Origin of the sequence: Herbidospora mongoliensis, assembly GCF_001570545.1 — a bacterium.
Lineage (GTDB): Bacteria > Actinomycetota > Actinomycetes > Streptosporangiales > Streptosporangiaceae > Herbidospora > Herbidospora mongoliensis.
The window spans coordinates 657,994-674,457 of the sequence record NZ_BBXD01000011.1 but is presented as its reverse complement, the minus strand read 5'-3'; the positions used below and the strand labels follow the sequence as shown (position 1 = coordinate 674,457).

15 protein-coding genes are annotated in these 16,464 nt (G+C 70.9%); 5 read left to right on the top strand and 10 right to left on the bottom strand.

Going from position 1 to position 16,464, the window contains the following annotated elements; genetic code table 11:
- Positions 1–435 precede the first annotated feature (435 nt).
- The gene (locus AW272_RS14480) at positions 436–1,224 is read left to right on the top strand and encodes a DUF1963 domain-containing protein (protein WP_157518545.1); all 789 of its coding nucleotides are present in this window, start codon (positions 436–438) and stop codon (positions 1,222–1,224) included.
- A 421-nt stretch (positions 1,225–1,645) separates the two neighbouring features.
- On the opposite strand, the gene AW272_RS14475 is transcribed toward AW272_RS14480, so the two are convergent.
- The 8 genes from AW272_RS14475 to AW272_RS14440 all read right to left on the bottom strand — a co-directional run bounded on the left by AW272_RS14475 (position 1,646) and on the right by AW272_RS14440 (position 9,093).
- On the bottom strand, positions 1,646–1,915 hold the full coding sequence (locus AW272_RS14475) for an HPr family phosphocarrier protein (protein ID WP_066364542.1): 270 nt from the start codon (positions 1,913–1,915) through the stop codon (positions 1,646–1,648).
- Positions 1,915–2,940, bottom strand: a complete 1,026-nt coding sequence (locus AW272_RS14470; protein WP_066364540.1) for a zinc-dependent dehydrogenase — start codon at positions 2,938–2,940, stop codon at positions 1,915–1,917. The genes AW272_RS14475 and AW272_RS14470 overlap by 1 nt, the downstream gene beginning before the upstream one ends.
- The gene (locus AW272_RS14465; RefSeq protein ID WP_066364538.1) at positions 2,937–3,374 is read right to left on the bottom strand and encodes a PTS mannitol transporter subunit IIA; all 438 of its coding nucleotides are present in this window, start codon (positions 3,372–3,374) and stop codon (positions 2,937–2,939) included. Before AW272_RS14465 ends, AW272_RS14470 begins: the two co-directional genes overlap by 4 nt.
- Positions 3,367–3,678, bottom strand: coding sequence for a PTS sugar transporter subunit IIBC family protein (locus tag AW272_RS14460; RefSeq protein ID WP_066364537.1), 312 nt, complete (start codon positions 3,676–3,678; stop codon positions 3,367–3,369). Before AW272_RS14460 ends, AW272_RS14465 begins: the two co-directional genes overlap by 8 nt.
- 5 nt (positions 3,679–3,683) lie before the next feature.
- A complete protein-coding gene (gene mtlA, locus AW272_RS14455; RefSeq protein ID WP_066364536.1) occupies positions 3,684–4,781 on the bottom strand; it encodes a mannitol-specific PTS transporter subunit IIC in 1,098 nt (365 codons plus the stop codon).
- Between the two features lie 61 nt (positions 4,782–4,842).
- Positions 4,843–5,781, bottom strand: coding sequence for a 1-phosphofructokinase (gene pfkB / locus AW272_RS14450; RefSeq protein ID WP_066364531.1), 939 nt, complete (start codon positions 5,779–5,781; stop codon positions 4,843–4,845).
- Positions 5,778–6,539 carry a DeoR/GlpR family DNA-binding transcription regulator gene (locus AW272_RS14445; RefSeq protein WP_066364527.1) on the bottom strand — a complete coding sequence of 254 codons (762 nt, stop codon included), beginning with the start codon at positions 6,537–6,539 and terminating at the stop codon, positions 5,778–5,780. The genes pfkB and AW272_RS14445 overlap by 4 nt, the downstream gene beginning before the upstream one ends.
- 103 nt (positions 6,540–6,642) lie before the next feature.
- The gene (locus AW272_RS14440; RefSeq protein ID WP_157518544.1) at positions 6,643–9,093 is read right to left on the bottom strand and encodes an ABC transporter substrate-binding protein; all 2,451 of its coding nucleotides are present in this window, start codon (positions 9,091–9,093) and stop codon (positions 6,643–6,645) included.
- 209 nt (positions 9,094–9,302) lie between these two features.
- On the opposite strand from AW272_RS14440, the gene AW272_RS14435 reads away from it, so the two are divergent.
- The 4 genes from AW272_RS14435 to AW272_RS14425 all read left to right on the top strand — a co-directional run bounded on the left by AW272_RS14435 (position 9,303) and on the right by AW272_RS14425 (position 12,974).
- The gene (locus tag AW272_RS14435) at positions 9,303–10,430 is read left to right on the top strand and encodes an ROK family transcriptional regulator (RefSeq protein WP_169807550.1); all 1,128 of its coding nucleotides are present in this window, start codon (positions 9,303–9,305) and stop codon (positions 10,428–10,430) included.
- 54 nt (positions 10,431–10,484) lie between these two features.
- Positions 10,485–10,628 (top strand): hypothetical protein, encoded by a 144-nt coding sequence (locus tag AW272_RS43165; RefSeq protein WP_169807549.1) that lies wholly within the window; start codon positions 10,485–10,487, stop codon positions 10,626–10,628.
- Positions 10,629–10,824: 196 nt separating this feature from the next.
- Complete coding sequence (locus tag AW272_RS14430; protein WP_066364522.1) at positions 10,825–12,291, top strand: asparagine synthase-related protein; 1,467 nt, start codon at positions 10,825–10,827, stop codon at positions 12,289–12,291.
- Positions 12,288–12,974, top strand: coding sequence for a lasso peptide biosynthesis B2 protein (locus AW272_RS14425; RefSeq protein ID WP_066364521.1), 687 nt, complete (start codon positions 12,288–12,290; stop codon positions 12,972–12,974). Before AW272_RS14430 ends, AW272_RS14425 begins: the two co-directional genes overlap by 4 nt.
- Here the strand turns inward: AW272_RS14425 and AW272_RS14420 are convergent.
- Together AW272_RS14420 and AW272_RS14415 are read right to left on the bottom strand one after the other, a co-directional pair.
- A complete protein-coding gene (locus AW272_RS14420; protein WP_066364520.1) occupies positions 12,968–13,981 on the bottom strand; it encodes a hypothetical protein in 1,014 nt (337 codons plus the stop codon). The genes AW272_RS14425 and AW272_RS14420 overlap by 7 nt on opposite strands.
- A 35-nt stretch (positions 13,982–14,016) precedes the next feature.
- The gene (locus AW272_RS14415; RefSeq protein WP_066364519.1) at positions 14,017–16,440 is read right to left on the bottom strand and encodes a helix-turn-helix transcriptional regulator; all 2,424 of its coding nucleotides are present in this window, start codon (positions 16,438–16,440) and stop codon (positions 14,017–14,019) included.
- Between the last annotated feature and the right edge of the window lie 24 nt (positions 16,441–16,464).

Below are 16,464 nucleotides of genomic sequence, written 5' to 3'. Positions count from 1 at the left end.
CTGGCCGGGCGCCCGGGGTCAGGGTTGATGAGGACGCTCGCTCAGACCTCTGGGCCGGTGATGGTGAACAGGACGGAGTGACCGAACGCCAGGCCCAGCAGGTATTGCACCTGCTCGCGTAATTCGCAACTTCCAGGCAGGCAGCGGCGATGGCCTGGTGCAGCAAACAGGCTGAATGGTCGCGTTGCCCGCCAGCCTGGTGTCAGCTGAGATTTCTGGTTGAGACCAAGGGCCTTGGGCATTCCGGTAGAACACAGCCACACGCTCGACGCTTGGAGCTATGACCGATCGCCGAGATCCCACAGCGACACGGTTTCGTCGCCCCTGGTGGTGTCGAGCAGGCGGCCGCCGGGGTGGAAGGCCACTCGCCCGTCGGCCGAAGCTGGGCGTAGATGGGCAACCCTTGGCCGTGATCCGCGCATCGACAATGTGATCATGACTAATTGGCTGACGGAGTACGCGAAGTTCGTCGACGCGAACCTGCCTTCCGTGACAGCGGCGAAGCTCATCGCGCTGGCCCGGCCGACGATCCGGCTGGCGCACGCGGGCGAAGGCGACCCGGTGGTCGGCCGGCTGGGCGGCAGGGCCCTGCTCCCACCGGACCTGGAGCTGGGCCCCCACCAGACACTGGCCGTCGAACTGGACTGCGCCGCGCTGGCCGCCTACGAAACCAACCTCGACCTGCCGACGGCAGGCACCCTGGTGTTCCTCGCCGTCTTCGAATACGACGGCGACGGCGCCGTGGTGTACCTCCCGGCGGGAACCGAGGTGGTGGCGCGGGAACTCCCCGAGGAGGCACCCGAGATCCCGCTGACCGCGAAAATGGTCGCCACCTGGCCGGAGAGCTGCCAGCCCCACCTGGTGGAGGCTTTCGGCGGTGTCAAGCAGACGTATGAGGCGGTGTGGCACAACGACCCGTTCCCCGACGAACTGCACCGATTCGAAAGAACCCAGGAGCCATGGCCGACCCACCGCGTCGGCGGCTACTCGGTGGCCTTCCAGTCCTCCATCGAAGAGGTCGGGGCCCAGCGGGCGGGTCTGAGGTGGGAGGATCCCGGCTTCATCGAGGAGGCCAAGGAATGGGTGACCCTGCTGCAGATCGCGGAGGACGAGCAAGCGCGGATGCTGTGGGGCGACGGAGGCTATCTGATCTACGGAATCCGCCGCGATGACCTGGCATCCAGGGATTTCTCCCGTGTGTACTACTACGTCCAGGGCCACTGAGGTGACATCAGCCGGGATATCTGCCCGGCGGGCAAGCGCAAGGGCCTCGGCCCCTCGACCGCCGGCGGTCCTGCGCCATGTCAGGGGACCTACGACTCCAGTGAGGTTGCGGGCCACAGCAAGCCCTTGCGGTAGATCAGGAGCGTGACCAGCACGACGTTGCCCTGCGCCATCCGGCGGCTGATCCTCAGAGGTCTGGCGTTCGCGGCCACGGCGTCGTTGAGTGGACCTTCAAGAGGGCGCCCGGTTCGACGCGGCGACGTAGGTCTTGATCTCGTCGACGCTGTGAGCGCTAACAGCCTGGATCGTCAAGAGCAACGGCGGTTGTACGACCCGCGCTCCCCGCCGGACAATACGAAGTGCGGCCGGGCACCCCCCGAATGGGCGCCCGGCCGTCCCCTCATCATTCACTCGGCGTGATTCATTCGGCGTCGAGGTCGCGCTCCAGCAGTTCGACCAGGGTCGACAGGGCGGCGTCCGCGCCGTCGCCCTCGGCCGACAGGGTCACCTCGGTCCCGTGGACGGCCCCGAGAGACAGCACTCCCAGCATGCTGTCGGCCCTGACCGCCTTGCCGTCGCCGACCCGGATCTTCACCGGGACGCCGGTCCCGGCCGCCGCCTGGACGAAGAGCTTGGCCGGGCGGGCGTGCAGGCCGGTCGCGGCGGCCACCTTCACTGTTCTCTCTGGCATCACGGCTCCACGGTGACTTTGATGGCCTCGCCGCGCATCACGATGTCGATCCCCTCGAGGACGTCGGTGAGCGGCAGCCGGTGGGTGATGAGGTCGGCCACCGGCACCGCGCCCGTCGCGATGAGTTCGAGGGCCTGCCGGTTGTGGGCGGGGCTCGAACCGTTCGCGCCGACGATTGTCAGTTCCCGGTAGTGGACGAGGTTCGAATCGAGCCGGATGATCGGGTTGTCCTTCGGCAGACCGCCGAAGAAGCTGATCCGGCCCTGCCGGGCGACCATCCCGAGCGCCTGCTCCTGGGCGATCCCGGAGGCGGCGGCGGTGATGACCACGTCGGCGCCCCGGCCCTCGGTCAGCTTCAGCACCGCCTCGGTCACGTCGTCGCCGTGCAGCGCGGCGTCGGGGTTGACCAGGACGGCGGCCATCTCCAGGCGGTCGGGGTTCAGGTCGGCCAGGATGACCCTCCTGGCTCCCCGGGCGCGTGCCAGACGTACATGAAGACAGCCGATCGGACCCGATCCGATCACGACCACGTCGTCGCCGGGGCCGACCCTGGCCAGCTCCTGGCCGTTCAGCACGCAGGCCAGCGGTTCGGCGACCGAGGCCTCGGCGAAGCCGACGTTCTCGGGGATCCGGTTGACGCCGTCGACCGCGAGGACCTTCGCCGGGACGACCATGTACTCGGCGAACCCGCCGTCGTAGTGGTAGCCCATCGACTCCTGGTTCGGGCAGACCGTCATCCGGCCGCGCTTGCACTCGCCGCACTCCCCGCACGGGACGGCGGCGATGATCTGCACGCGGTCGCCGGTGGACCATGCACCCGTTCCGGTGACGACCTCGCCGGCGATCTCGTGGCCCATGACGCGTGGCGGCCGGATGTGGTGGTGGCCGAACTTCAGGATCTTGGCGTCGGTGCCGCAGGTGGAGCAGTTGCGTACCCGGATCAGGAGTTCGCCCGGACCCGCCACCGGCTCCGGGGCGTCTTCGACCCGGATGTCGCCGGGCGCGTGGAAACGCGCGACCTTCATTCTGTTCCTTCCATGAGGAGTCGGAGGACCTCCGCCTCGTCGGCCGTCTCGCGCAGAGCCTCGGCCGCGTCGGGGTCCATGAGAATCTCGGCCAGTTCGGCCAGCAGGTGGACGTGGCCGTCGCCCTTGGCGGCGATGCCGACGCACAGTTTGACCTGGTCGCCGTCCCAGTCGACGCCGCCGGGGAAGCGCAGCACGCACACCGCGTCGCGGTGGACGACCTCTTTGGCCGCCGCAGTGCCGTGCGGGATCGCGACGCCCTCCCCCACATAGGTGGAGAGCGTCCGCTCGCGTTCCAGCATCGCGCCGATGTACGGCTCCGCCGCCGCCCCGACCGCCACGAGCAGCTCGCCGCACTGGCGGATCGCGTCGTCGCGGTCCTTCGCCACGCAGTCGAGCTTTATGGCGCCGGGGTCGAGCGGGATGTCAGCCACCGACCACTCCGCCGTTCTTGATGGCGTTGACCAGCTTCGTCACCGCCGGGTCGCCGATGAACACCTGGAAGGGGATCAGGACCGCTCCCTGCGGCGTCGTCTTGCGGGCCCGTGCGGCCAGGCCCTGGTGGGTGACGACCACGTCGGCGTCGGCCGGGATCTGGTCGACGGGAGAGTGGATCACCTCGATGCCCTGACCCTTGAGCTGCTTGCGGAGCGTGGAGGCCAGCATCACGCTGCTGCCCATGCCCGCGTCACAGGCGATGACGATCTTCTTGATTGCCGCGCTCTCGATGCCGGCCATAAGGGTTACGCCTCCTGCGGAGTGGTGGATGTCTCTTCTGCGGGGGTCTCTTCCTTCTCGCCCCGGCCGAAGCCGAGAAGCGCCGAGGCGACCACGAACGTGACGCCGGTGGCGACGACGATGCCCGCCAGCACGCCGAAGTAGCCACCCGGAGGGGTAACGGCCAGGTAGGCGAAGATGCTGCCCGGAGCCGGGGAGGCCAGCAGACCGGCGCCCGTCGCGATGAACACGAGGATGCCGGAGGCGCCACCGGCGATCATGGCGAGGATGAGGCGGGGCTTCATCAGCACGTACGGGAAGTAGATCTCGTGGATGCCACCGAAGAACTGGATGATGATGGCCGCCGGGGCGCTCGGCCGCAGAGCGCGCGGGCCGAAGAAGAAGAACGCCAGCAGCAGGCCCAGGCCCGGACCGGGGTTGCTCTCCAGCATGAACAGGATCGACTTGCCGGTCTCGGTGACGTCGGCGGCGCCCAGCGGCGTGAGCACGCCGTGGTTGATCGCGTTGTTCAGGAACAGCACCTTGGCCGGCTCGATGACGACCGAGGCCAGCGGCAGCACGTTGTTGCTGATCAGCCAGTTGGCGGCGTCGCCCGCCACCTCGGTGACCTTCTCGATGATCGGCCCGATGCCCCAGACGCCCAGCAGCGCGACCGCGCCGCCGATGATGCCCGCCGAGAAGTTGTCGACGAGCATCTCGAAGCCGGCCTTGATGCGGTCCTTGACCGCGTCGTCGAACAGCTTCAGCAGGTACGCGGCCAGCGGGCCGATGATCATCGCGCCGAGGAACATCGGCACCTCGGCGCCGACCACGACGCCCATCGTGGCGACCGCGCCGACGACGGCGCCGCGCTGGCCGTGCACCATGCGCCCGCCGGTGTAACCGATCAGGACCGGCAGCAACACCTTGATCATCGGATCGACCAGCGCCGCGAACATCTCGTTCGGGATCCAGCCCGACGGGATGAACAGGGCCGTGATCAGACCCCAGGCGATGAAAGCGGCGATGTTCGGCATGATCATGCCGGCCAGATAGCCGCCGAACCGCTGGATCGTGGCCTTGACCCCGGTGCCTTCAACAGGCGGGGTGTAGTCGGTGGTCATGTGTGCTCCTTTCCGGGGAGCTCGGGGGGTTGGAAAGGGGAGGGGAAAACGTGGGCCGCGATCAGCCCCCCGACAGCGGCCGTGTGGGATCGGGTTCGCCCACGGTCACCCGATCACGTCTGATGTCGCCGGGCCCCGGCATGCGGCTGCCCGGCAGCTGCACCGCCGCGGTCGCCCAGGCCAGCCCTTCGACGAGGGCCGCCTTCCCGCGCGCTCCCGCGGCGAGGAACCCGGCCAGTAATGCGTCGCCCGCCCCGACGGAACTGCGCGGCTCCTCCGCCGCGCACTCGCCGAACCAGACGGTCCCGTCTTCGACCAGCAGCGCGCCGTCACGCCCGAGACTGGCCAGTACGGTCTCCGCGCCCATCGCCCTGAGCTTCATCGCGGCCTCCAGGGCGTCGCCGACCGTGTCGATCGGGGAGCCGGTGGCCTCGGCGAGTTCCTCACGGTTGGGTTTGACCAGCCGCGGCCCCGCCGCGACGGCCGCGACCAGGGCGGGCCCGCTCGTGTCGATCGCCACGTTGATGCCGGCCTGCCGGAAGCGGCGGCAGAGGGTGGCGTACACATCGGAGGGAACCTGAGGAGGCAGGCTCCCGGACGCGACCACCCAGTCCGCGCTGTGCGCGGCGCTCAGGACGGCGTTCGCGATCTCCTCGAGCTCCGCAGGGGTGAGCGTGGCGCCGGGCTCGTTGACCTTGGTCACCGTGCCGTCGGGTTCGGCGAGCGTGATGTTGGAACGTGTGGTTCCGTCGACCGGGACCATGACCATGTCGATGCCCTCGACGTCGAGCAGCTCGATCAGCCTGCGCCCCTCCTCACCGCCGTAGGGGACGACGGCGCAGGACCGGACGTTGTTGGCCAGCAGGGCGCGGGAGACGTTGACGCCCTTGCCGCCCGGGTCGAGGTGGGCGGCGGCGGCCCGGATGACCTCGCCGCGCGCGAGTGAGGGGATGTCGACGGTGCGGTCGAGGCTGGGGTTGAGGGTCAGCGTGAGGATCATGCGCGTACCACCTCTGGGCCGTGGAGGGCCAGGTCGGCGGCCAGTTGGGGATCGAGGGCGTTGTCGGTGATCAGGACGTCGATCTCGGACAGCGAGGCGAATCGGGCCAGGTAGGTGTCGGCGAACTTGGTGTGGTCGGCCAGCAGGACGCTGCGCTGCGCGGAGGCGATCATCGCGCGCTTGATCGCGGCCTCGGCCGGGTCGGGGGTGGTCAGGCCCTTGGCCACGGAGATGCCGTTGGCGCCCATGAACGCCACGTCGACGTGGATGTCGGCCAGCGGGCGCAGCGCCCAGTCGTCGACGGTGGCCAGCGTCCGGCCGCGGACCCGGCCGCCGATCATGATGACGTTCAGATTGGCCCGCGCGGCCAGGATCGTGGCCAGCGGCGGGGAGTTGACGATCACCGTCAGTTCGCGGTCGGCGGGGAGTTCCTGGGCCAGCCGCCGCGTCGTCGACCCGGCGTCGATGATGATCGCGCCGTCCTGGGGGAGCTCGGCGATCGCGGCCTTGGCGATGCGTTCCTTCTCGGACGTCATGACCTCGTCGCGAGCCGCCAGCGCGGGCTCGAAGCCGAGCCGCTCGACGGGGATGGCCCCGCCGTGCACCCGCCGCAGCACCCCCGCCTTCTCGAGGACGGTCAGGTCACGGCGCACGGTCTCGGTGGTGACCGCGAACTCCTCGGCCAGGGTCACCACGTCGACCCGCCCGGCGGCGCGGGCCCGGCGCAGGATCTCCTGCTGTCGCTCCTCGGCGTACATGATGTTGGTTTCGTCCTTGGGTGCGTGTTGTTTTATCTGTGATTACACCCGTTTTGCGTGGACGGTCAAGAGGTCGAAACCAACACGAAACAAACGCGGGACCTTATCGGCCGGGCGGGCAGGCTCCGGGGCCGCATTCGAGCAGCACCCGCGCGACGCTGGTGACCGGGTCGACGCCCAGGATGAAGATGGTCTTGTCCGGCGGATAGCGGTGGTTGCGGTTCAGCGTGATGGCGCCGGTGGCGCCGTTCATGCCCTCGACGCCGGAGCTCGAGAGCCAGCCGTAGACGTCGTTGGCGGGGAAGTCCTCGTCGGGGGCGTTGAGGGCGAACGCCTCGTCGACGGCCCGCGAGGCCACCATCACCGCGTCGTAGGCGCCCGCCGCGTCGCCGTTCGGCTGGTAGCCCGGCAGGTCGTGACTCCGGAAGAAGGCGGTGAAACCGGCGGCGAAGGGATGCCGCTCCGCCTTCGGCGCGGCCGAGGAGTCGAAGGCCAGGTAGGAGAACGTGGCGAAGGGATAGCGCGAGGCCAGCGCGCCGGGATCGTCGAGGAACCCGCTCGGCAGGCTCTCGGTCAGGAAGCCGATCCGGCTCCCGTCGGCGCGGGCGCAGTCCTCCCGGTCGCCCATCGCGTCGAGCAGTTCCTGGAGCCGGGCCGAGCGGCCGGCGTAGATCACGAAGCCGCCCGACCGGGCCCGCTCGCAGATCTGCTGGGCCGCGTCGCGGGCGCCGGGCCCCCGGCCGCTCTCCGCGTAGTGGACGCGGGACGTCCGGCCCGGTTCGAGCAGGGCCTCCAGTTTGTGGCCGAGGTCGATGCTGAAGATCGGGTCGTCGGGGTGGGTGACGATGACCGGCGGCCGGTCGCCGGCGAAGGCCGCCATGATCCGTGCGATCTGGGTGTTCGAGGGCGACACCTGGAAGTTGCGGAGCGGGGCCGCCGGTCCGGCCACCATCGCGCTGCCCGTCACCGAGCTGCCGATCACCGGGACCTTGCCGTCGCTGAGTGCGGTCACGGCGGCCAGCGAGGCGGGCCGGCTCTGGGTGATGCCCACGACGGCGGCGATCCGGCCGAGCCGCGCCCGGTCGAGGATCATCGCCGTGACCTCGGGGCCGTGCCCGAACGCGTCGCCGGGGTTGGCGATGAGGATCCGCAACTGCATGTGGTGCACACCCGGGCGGGCGTTGACCTCGGCCACCGCGAGGAGCGCCCCCCGCAGGCTCTGGATGCCGTTCAACGTCGTGTTCCCCGACCCGGCGGCGATCGTGACGGGGGCGTAGAAGACCACGTCCCGGTACGGCTTACTCAGGTCGACGGCCTGGTTGAGGGTCTCGGCGAGCGTCTCCAGCTCCCGCAGCAGGTCGCCCTGGGCCCCGGGCGACGCCAGGTCGCACTCGACGCCGTCAGTGACGCCGATGATCTCGTCTCCCGCGACCGCACGGCACGACGAGGGGGTCGACGCGTACGCCGGCACCAGCGCCCCGGCCGTCAGGAGCAGCACCAGGGGAGCGGCCACCCGCACGTAGTCCCACCGGCTGTCCGGCCGGGTGCGCACCCGGGGATTGGTCTCGATCCACCGCCGGGCCGCGCCGTCGTCGTCCTCCTCGGCCAGTGGGACCACGTACACGAGGTCATCGGAAGCGGCGTACCGGGCCGCGACCTCGCCGGGCGTGATCCGCTTCGCGACCGAGGGGTCCTCGGCCACCAGCGCCCCCAGCACCAGCAGCGGCGACCGCACGCCGGGCCCGGCGACCTGCGCGTAGGCGTCGAGGAACTCCTTGCACGGCGAGCCCGCGCCGCCGACCGCGTCGAGCAGCACGACGAACGACCAGCGGCGTCGGCGGCGGTACACCCACCATCGGGACGGCCGGGTGGCGCGGTCGAGGTCGCGGAGCAGCGCGGTCAGCAGCACCTGCTGCACGAGTGCCGCCTCGACGGAGGCGCCGCTCCCGGTGACCTCCAGCGCGACCCGCGTGAAGCTCCGGTTCCGCGGCCCCAGCATCCCGCCCACCCAGCGCAGCGACCGGCTCCGCGACAACCACACGCCGTAGACCAGCCGGGGGAGCGTCGCCAGGAGGACCTGGGCCAGGTTCTGCGGGAATCCGAGCAGCCACGAGCCGGTCTCGGTCGCGATGGCGTGGGCCCGGCCGAGCGCAGGACGCCGGGCCGCCAGCCTCTCGTAGAGCCGGTCGCGCAGTTCTCCGCGCCGGGCGGTCAGGTCGTCGGCGTCGCCGGGTTCCAGCGAGAAGAGTGCCTGGCAGGTGCGCAGCAGGGGCAGCCGCAGCGTTCCGGCGCCCTCGGGCATCGAGGCCTGCAACCGGTCGGCGACGGCGATCACCAGCCCGGCCGTCGCCGTCGCGTCGGCGTCGGTGACGCGGGCGTGGGGGACGAGGTCGTGGTCGCCGGTCAGCGACGCCCGGACCTCGGCGACGATCCTGCCCGCCGAGGGCCCCGCGAGCAGCATGGCGGGCAGCGCGCGGCGCGGCGGGCGGGTGGCGATGACGGCGGCGAACCGCGCGAGCAGGTCGTGCACACCACGGGGGAGCGGACCGGTCACGGCATTCCCATCGAGTAAGCAGATAATCACCCTATGAGCATGCGACACTACCCAACGTGTCGATAGCCAGTCCATCGATATCCGGAATTTCCCTTTTCGGCTGCTGGGTTATGGTTCGGCCGCGTTCGGTGATCGCTTTTCGATGTGAAGCCGCTGTGTCACGATCGAGGCGGCGCGAGTCGTATTTCGAAATCGGGGGCGGAGTGCCCGTGCACGAGACGCGTGACCTACTCGACCCGGAGACCAGGAGCGACAGCGTTCTCCAGGTCATCAGGGCTCTGATGTGCCGTTCCGGCCTGCGCACCGAGCTCGCGCGACGCACCGGCCTGTCCATCGCGTCGGTCAGCACGGCGGTGCAGAAGCTTCTGGACGACGGCATCGCCCACGGCGGCAAGAAGGAACCCGTGGCCCTGCTGCCGGCGCAGGGGGTGGCGGTAGGGATACAGGTCGGCACCCGCCAGGTCACGGTGGCCGCGCGGTTACCCCACTGGCCGCGTGACCAGGTCCGGCTCCTCCCGCTCGCTCAGGGCCTGCGCGACGGCGGCGCCTGGATCGACGCCGCGGCGGTGGCCGTCGCCGATCTCGTCGGCTCGATCGGCCGCGGTCCAGGCGACATCGCCACCATGGGCCTGGCCGTGCCCTGGTCGGTCGACCCGCGCGACCTGACCCCGTCGCCGCCCGCGCCCTGGTTCGCCGCCCCCGACCTGCACCGCCGGCTCTCCGCGCGGTTCGGCCCGGTCAAGGTGGTGGTCGACGCGGACGCCCGGCTGGGCGCGCTGAACGAGCAGACCTACCATCATCCATTCGAGACCCTGCTCTACGTGGAGATCGCCGAGCACGTGCTCGGCGGGCTGGTCATCGGCCCCCGGATGCTCCGCGGCGCGCTCGGCCGCGCGGGCAGCATCGGCCACCACTCGGTGGAGCCCGTGGGTCTCGACTGCTGGTGTGGCAAACGAGGCTGTTTGGAACGTTACATCAGCGTCCCCGCGGTGCTCGAGGGGATGTACGTGAGCACCCGGGCCCGGGGCGAGGAGCCGCCCGCCTCCATCGGCGACCTCATCGAACGCGCCAGGAACGGCGACCCCGACTGCCGCTGGGCCCTCATCGCCGCCGCGCGGAAACTGGCCCGCGCCCTGCGAGAGAGCGCCGTCACGCTGGAGACCCAGGCGGTCGTGCTGGGCGGCCCGCTCGCCCCCGGCCTGCGCCTGGTCGCCGCCGACTGCGAACAGGAACTCAGACGCTCACCGTGGACCCGTCACATGGAACTCCGCTTCGCCCAACCGGACGCCGCCGCCCATGGGGCGCTGATTCTCGGGCTCATCGGCCATCTCCGCTGACTCTCGCTAGAGTCACTCTGGTCTCTTCCGTATCCCACGTCACAGGTGGTCGTCATGACAGCAGAGAGGCCCGAACCGCCTTCGCCGGAGCCCGAATATGAGCCGCCCGCCCTCATCCGCCTCGGCCGGGTCACCGACTTGTTCGGCGGCAACTCCTCCAGCGGAAACGCCGACGCCAATTCCGACTACTACTGGTGAGTCGGGCATTCTGCTGAAGACCGTCGACGGCCGCCTCGACGGGGGTTCCGATCTCCCCGGCAAGCCCGTCTGGCCCGACCTGGAGTCGGTCAGAATCTACGGATCACCCCAGCTCAGAGCCGTAGACCGAGGTCATGAGCGGGTCGTCTTCCTGGGCCATGTGCTGGCGACCGAACGAGAACTCCACACGTCGCCTGTGCGCGAACTCGCCGGGGCCTATTCGTGCGTCGTCGTCACCGCCGACCGGGCCGAGGTCCATTCCGACCGCGCGGGTCAGTTCCCGTTTCATTTCTCCGTACGCGGCCACGAGACCCTGATAGCCCATCACGCCACTTTGCTGGCCACACTCCATTCACGCACCCCCGACCCTCTGACGGCCGCCATTCAGATCGCCTGCCCGAATGTCATTCCACTGGCGATCGGCCGTTCCTTCTTCACCGATGTCGGCCGGTACGAGTCCACGATCCCTGCCCCGCACGGCCCCTTGCGTGAGGCACTGGTGGACGCGATCCGGCGGCGGGGAACCGGCGTGACCGCCGACTTCAGCGGCGGGATCGACTCGACGTCCCTGGCCTTCCTCGCCGCCGCCCACGGCCCGGTCGAGGCGGTCGTCTACCACCACCCGCAGCTACCGGCCGCCGACCTCGACGCGGCCCGGCAGGCGGCGGAACTGAGCGCCCGGATCAGGCTGAGCGTGGTGACGGGGGAGGAGAAGACGTTGCCCTATCGGGGCATCGGCTCGGGATGGCAGCTCTCCGCACTCGACTGGCCCGCACCCGGCCTGCTGGCCCATCGGCGGGCGGCGCTGCGCCTCGACTGGGCCCACCGGACCGCAGCGCCGATCCATCTGACCGGAGAGGGCTCCGACGCGCTGTTCCAGCCGCCGCCCTCCTACCTCGCCACTCTGGTCAGGCGAGGTGAGCTGCGGAAATGGGCGACCCACAGCGCACAGCTGAGCCGGTTGCGGCAGGCGTCGGCGCTCGACCTGGCGGTCCGGGCGGTCCGGCTCGCCGCCACCTCCCACGGTCAGGCGTTACGTGGTCTGGCACGTTCCCTGACGCGCCCCCAGACCGCCACCACACCAAGAGCGGCCGATGCGGTCGGCTGGTGGAGCGTGTCAGGCGAGGCCGCCGGATGGCTGAGCCCACAGATCAGGAATGACCTCGCCGACCTCGCCGGTGACCCGGCCACCGCCCGCAAGCTGTCCGACGGCACGACCCCGGCCCGGCACGCGATGCTCGCGGCGTTGCGTTCTGCCGCCGCCGCGCAGCGGTTCCTCCGCACGCTGGGCGATCACTTCGGGGTGGCGGTGCACGCCCCCTATCTCGACGACGCGGTCGTCGGCGCGGTGCTCGACGGACCGGAGCCGGACCCCGACCCGGCCAGGGCCAAGCCCCGGCTGGCCGACACGCTCGCCGGGCTGGTCCCCGAAGCGGTGCTGACCCGCAAAACCAAGGGCGCCTACCAGGCCGAGGAGTACGCGGGCGCCCGCGCGGCCCGGCCGGAGATCTCCGCGCTGCTGCGCGATTCCCGGCTGGCCGATCTCGGCGTGATCGACCCGGCCGCCGTCGCGGCGACGCTCACCCGGTTGAACGCGGGTGCGCGGGTCCCGCTGAGCGCGCTCGGGCGGCTGGTGGCCCTTGAGGTGTGGCTGCGGAGATGATCTATCACCTGCTCGACGACGAGCGGGGGCTCGTCCTCGTCGATGTCCGCTCTGGTGAGTGTCACGTGCTCAACCCGCCCGGCCTGGTGACCTGGAGCGTGCTGAGCGCCGGCGGCACCCGCGACGACGCGGTCACCGCGTTGGCCTCCCGCTATCCGGCCGTCCCTGGCGACCGGCTGCGGGCCGACGTCGACACCCTGCTGAACGACCTGCGCGAGGCCGGGCTGTCCTTCGCCGACGGCGTGGTGCCGCCCGGCATTCGGCGGGTTCCCGAACCGGTGGCCGTGCCGATCGCGGCCGAGGTGCCGGGGCGTCCACAACTGATCGCGGTGGGCTTTCTCGTCGTGGCGGCGGTCCTGCTGCTGTTGCCGTTCAAGGTCGCGCACCGCGTCGCCCTGCGCGCGGGCCGGGGGAGGCCGGCGCTCGACTCCGTCCGGGCCCGGCGGATGGTGGCCGAAGTGGGCCGGGCCGCCGGCTGGTTTCCCGGTCGCGCGGCGTGCCTGCAGATCTCGCTGGCCACCGTTCTGTGGGCGGGCTTTCTGCGCCGCCGGGTCGATTGGTGTTTCGGGGTGCTGCCCGATCCGTACACCTTCCACGCCTGGATAGAGGCCGACGGGGAGCGCGTCACCACGGGAGACGAACCCGCCTACCACCGGCTGAAGCCGCTGCGTGGGGGTCAGTGACGCGGTTTTCCGTAGTCGATCGGCAGTGCCTGGAGGCGTTCGACCGGGATCTCCGACAGGACGAAGTACTTCTCCGGGCCGTCGGGCGTGACGATGTCCGTCGGGTCGAACAGTTTGAAGTAGGGGTCGACGCCGCCGTTGCGGGCCATGTAGGGGCGGGGGTCCTCGGCGTAGGTCACCAGGGCGCCGCCCTTGTCGGTCATGATCAGGCCGTATTCCTGCATCGCCTTCGCGATGGTCCGGGCCGCCGGTGACGTCAGGGTCGAGATGTCGAACGTCGGGTCGAGCCGGAACCGCTGGCCTTCACACGGGATGTCGGCCCCCTCGACGAAGCCGTCGTTCCGGGTGGCAGGCCAGCTGTTGCAGCCGGTCCGGGTGCGGACGGTCACGATGTTCAGGGCGTGGTCGATGTATCCGCGCTGGAGTTCCTCGATGCGGATCGTGAAGGCCCCGAACGGGAGGCCTGTGGCCGTCGCGCCCAGCGGGTTGTCGAAGATGCCGGGGTTGCGCGAATAGTTCTCGATCTTCCCGCCCCAGCAGGCCGACCAGTTGCCCAGGGCGTCCTTCTCGGCGCGCCAGAAGTCCCAGTAGGTGTCGGTCGACGGCTGGTAGATGGCCACCGACGCGTCGGTGCCCTTCGACACGATCAGGTCTGACGGCGTCGGCACCGACCGCAGCGAATCGGCGATGACCGGGGCCAGGTGCGGGAGGTCGAGGCAGTCGGAGAAGCGCCACTGCTTGCGGGGGGTGTGGCGGCCGACGGTGTAGATGGGGGCGGAGTACTCGTCGGTGTTGATGGCCCAGCTTCCGTAGTTCTGCTCCTTGTCGAGTTTGATGTTGTTCACGATGGCCTGCGAGTTCGGGGCCAGCGGCACGTGGCGCGGGAGTTTCTGGTTCCACGGGCCCCACTTCGCGAAGCCGTTCGTCGGCTGACGGTGGGCGTCGGCGGTCATCGGGGTCATGACCACGGCCGCTGTGATGATCATGATGATCGCTTTGCGCAGCATGGCGCGAGGGTAGGCGGGGCGGACGGCTCCCGGCTTCAGGGTGCGACCCCAGGGATTCCGGGGCCCGACCCCAGGTCCCGCAGTTCCCGCCGCGAGGTGATGTCGAGCCGCCGGAACACGTGCCCGAGGTGGAATTCCACGGTTTTGACGCTGACCACGAGCTTGTCGGCTATCTCCCGGTTGGTCAGGCCGTCGCAGGCCAGCCCGGCGACCGTGCGTTCCGCGGGGGTGAGGTCGTCGAAGGGGCGCGCGGGTTCGTCGACGGTGAGGCCCGCGTCGTGCGCGGCGCCGCGCGCCAGGTTCTGGTAGGCACGGGCGCCGATCCTCTCGAACTCCCGGTACGCCCCCCGCAACATCCTCTCCGCCGCCTTCCGCCGTCCTCGGAGCAGGTGACATCGGCCCACGAGCAGGTCGATGACCGCGCGTTCCAACGGGAACGGGTGGGCGTGCACCCGGGCCTGGGCGAAGCAGGTCAGCGCCCGGTCGTGGTCGCCGTGCGCCATCGCGATCCGCCCGGCGGCGCGGAAACGGCCCAGGCCCCCCGGGAAGTCCGGCGGCTCGCCCGGCTTGCCGAGCTGGGCCAGCGCCTCCTCCCGGACCGGCCCGAGCAGGTGGGTGCCGGGTTCGCCGGCCGGATAGATCCCGGCCAGTTCCCCGGACGCCTGGAGCGCCCACGAAGGGTCGTCGCGGGCCCGTGCGATGGCGATGGCGGCCGCGGCGGCGTACACGCGGGCGGCGGGGATGCCGGTGGCCCTGGCCCAGCGGGCCGACTCCTCGGCGTGGGCGCCCGCGCGGGCCCATTCGCCCATGGCGGCCAGGGGGTAGGCGGCCTGGGCGTGCAGCATGGCGTAGTCCCAGATCCGCTCGTTGTCCTGGGCGTCGGCGACGGCGAGTTCGGTGTGCAGCACCGCCTCGGCCAGGTCGCCGCGCCGGTAGAGGGCCTCGCCGAGGAAGCCCAGGGCCTGGCCGACCCGCAGCGGTTCGCCGTCGGCGGCGCGGTGGACGGCCAGCCGCAGGTCGGCGCAGGCGCCGTCGAGGTCGTCCCGCCACAGGCGGATCATGCCGCGGGCCACCAGCCCGTCGAGCCCGGACGGTGCGCCGGGGGCGTCGGCGGAGGCGAGGAACTCCAGGGCCTCGGGGGCGCGTCCGGCGACGGCCAGGCCCAGGGCCTTGGCGAACCAGGCGAACGCGGCCACCCACGGCTCCTTCGCGCCGTCCACGGCCCGGGAACCGAAGGTGATCATGTCGGGGTAGGAGACGGTGACGACACCGATGATGGCGAGCTGGGTGGCGATCCGGGCGTCGAGATCGTCGGGGCCCTCGCCCTCGTCGGAGAGCGCCTCCCGCAACAGGGTCCGGGCCTCGTCCACCTGACCCATGAGGAGCGTCTGGTAGCCGTACACATAACGGGCCCATCGTCCGGAGCCGGCGGCCAGCCAGTCGCGGAACGGCAGGGTCCTGGCCAGGTCGCCCGCGACGAGCATCGCCTCCAGCGCGACGAGCCGGAACCCCCGGTCGTCGGTGAGCGGCAGTGAGCCCGCCAGCAGCACCGCCGCCTCCTGGGTGCGCGAATCGCGCTGCAGCCGGATCGCCTCCACCGCGATCTCGGCAGCCAGGGCCTCGTCGGGCGGATCGGCCGCGGCGATCCGGTGGCGCAGTGAGGTCTGGGCGGCGTGCAGGGCTCTGCGGCGGGCTTCGGGGATGTCGTGGTAGAGCACGCTGCGGACCAGGGCGCTGGTGAACTCGAGTCCTTTTCCGGTACGCCGCACCAGCCCCGTCGCGACGGCCGCGTCCGAGTCGCCCGGAAAGCGCCGGCCCAGCACCGACCCGGCCTCCAGCAGGGTTCTGACCTCGGGAGGACATCCGCGCAGCCGCTCGCGGACGGTCGCGGCGAACGATCGGGGCGCGGGCAGCGGGCCGGGCCCGTAGGCGAGGGTGTGCGGGTCGAGTTCGTCGAGCAGATGGCGGGCGTGCAGGGGATGGCCGCCGGTGTGGTCGAAGAGGCGGGCCGCCCCGGCCGCCGACAGCCCCGGATGGTCGCACAGCGAGGCCAGCCGGATCAGCTCCTGAGGCCGCAGGCCGGGCAGCGTGACCCGCTCGTTGAGCAGCCGCCGCCAGGCGTCGCCCAGGGCGGCCAGATCGCCGACGACCACCACGAAGACGTTGGGCAGCCGCCGGATCGTCAGCCGCAGCGCCGTGAGCTGGTCGCGGTCGGCCCAGTGGGCGTCGTCGAGCACCACGACGCAGTTGCGGAACACCGGCTCGGGGCCTTCCCAGGCCAGTTCCGGTTCGTGTTCGTCGGCGGTGGCCCAGAAGACCGGGCGGTCCTGGGTCGCGGCGAACCGGCGGGCCAGCGCCGTCTTGCCGATGCCCGGTTCGCCGTCGATGCCCACCACGTGTGCTCCGGTGGTCGCCAGCCAGTCGAGCTCGGCTTGGCGGCCGACGAAAACCTCCTGCATTCCGGCTATTGAACGCCTCGCGCG

What these genes read in the sequence shown, in the direction of transcription:
- AW272_RS14480 (WP_157518545.1), top strand. Translation starts at nt 436, where the DNA reads ATGACTAATTGGCTGACGGAGTACGCGAAGTTCGTCGACGCGAACCTG.
- AW272_RS14475 (WP_066364542.1), bottom strand. Translation starts at nt 1,915, where the DNA reads ATGCCAGAGAGAACAGTGAAGGTGGCCGCCGCGACCGGCCTGCACGCC.
- AW272_RS14470 (WP_066364540.1), bottom strand. Translation starts at nt 2,940, where the DNA reads ATGAAGGTCGCGCGTTTCCACGCGCCCGGCGACATCCGGGTCGAAGAC.
- AW272_RS14460 (WP_066364537.1), bottom strand. Translation starts at nt 3,678, where the DNA reads ATGGCCGGCATCGAGAGCGCGGCAATCAAGAAGATCGTCATCGCCTGT.
- mtlA (WP_066364536.1), bottom strand. Translation starts at nt 4,781, where the DNA reads ATGACCACCGACTACACCCCGCCTGTTGAAGGCACCGGGGTCAAGGCC.
- pfkB (WP_066364531.1), bottom strand. Translation starts at nt 5,781, where the DNA reads ATGATCCTCACGCTGACCCTCAACCCCAGCCTCGACCGCACCGTCGAC.
- AW272_RS14445 (WP_066364527.1), bottom strand. Translation starts at nt 6,539, where the DNA reads ATGTACGCCGAGGAGCGACAGCAGGAGATCCTGCGCCGGGCCCGCGCC.
- AW272_RS43165 (WP_169807549.1), top strand. Translation starts at nt 10,485, where the DNA reads ATGACAGCAGAGAGGCCCGAACCGCCTTCGCCGGAGCCCGAATATGAG.
- AW272_RS14425 (WP_066364521.1), top strand. Translation starts at nt 12,288, where the DNA reads ATGATCTATCACCTGCTCGACGACGAGCGGGGGCTCGTCCTCGTCGAT.
- AW272_RS14420 (WP_066364520.1), bottom strand. Translation starts at nt 13,981, where the DNA reads ATGCTGCGCAAAGCGATCATCATGATCATCACAGCGGCCGTGGTCATG.
- AW272_RS14415 (WP_066364519.1), bottom strand. Translation starts at nt 16,440, where the DNA reads ATGCAGGAGGTTTTCGTCGGCCGCCAAGCCGAGCTCGACTGGCTGGCG.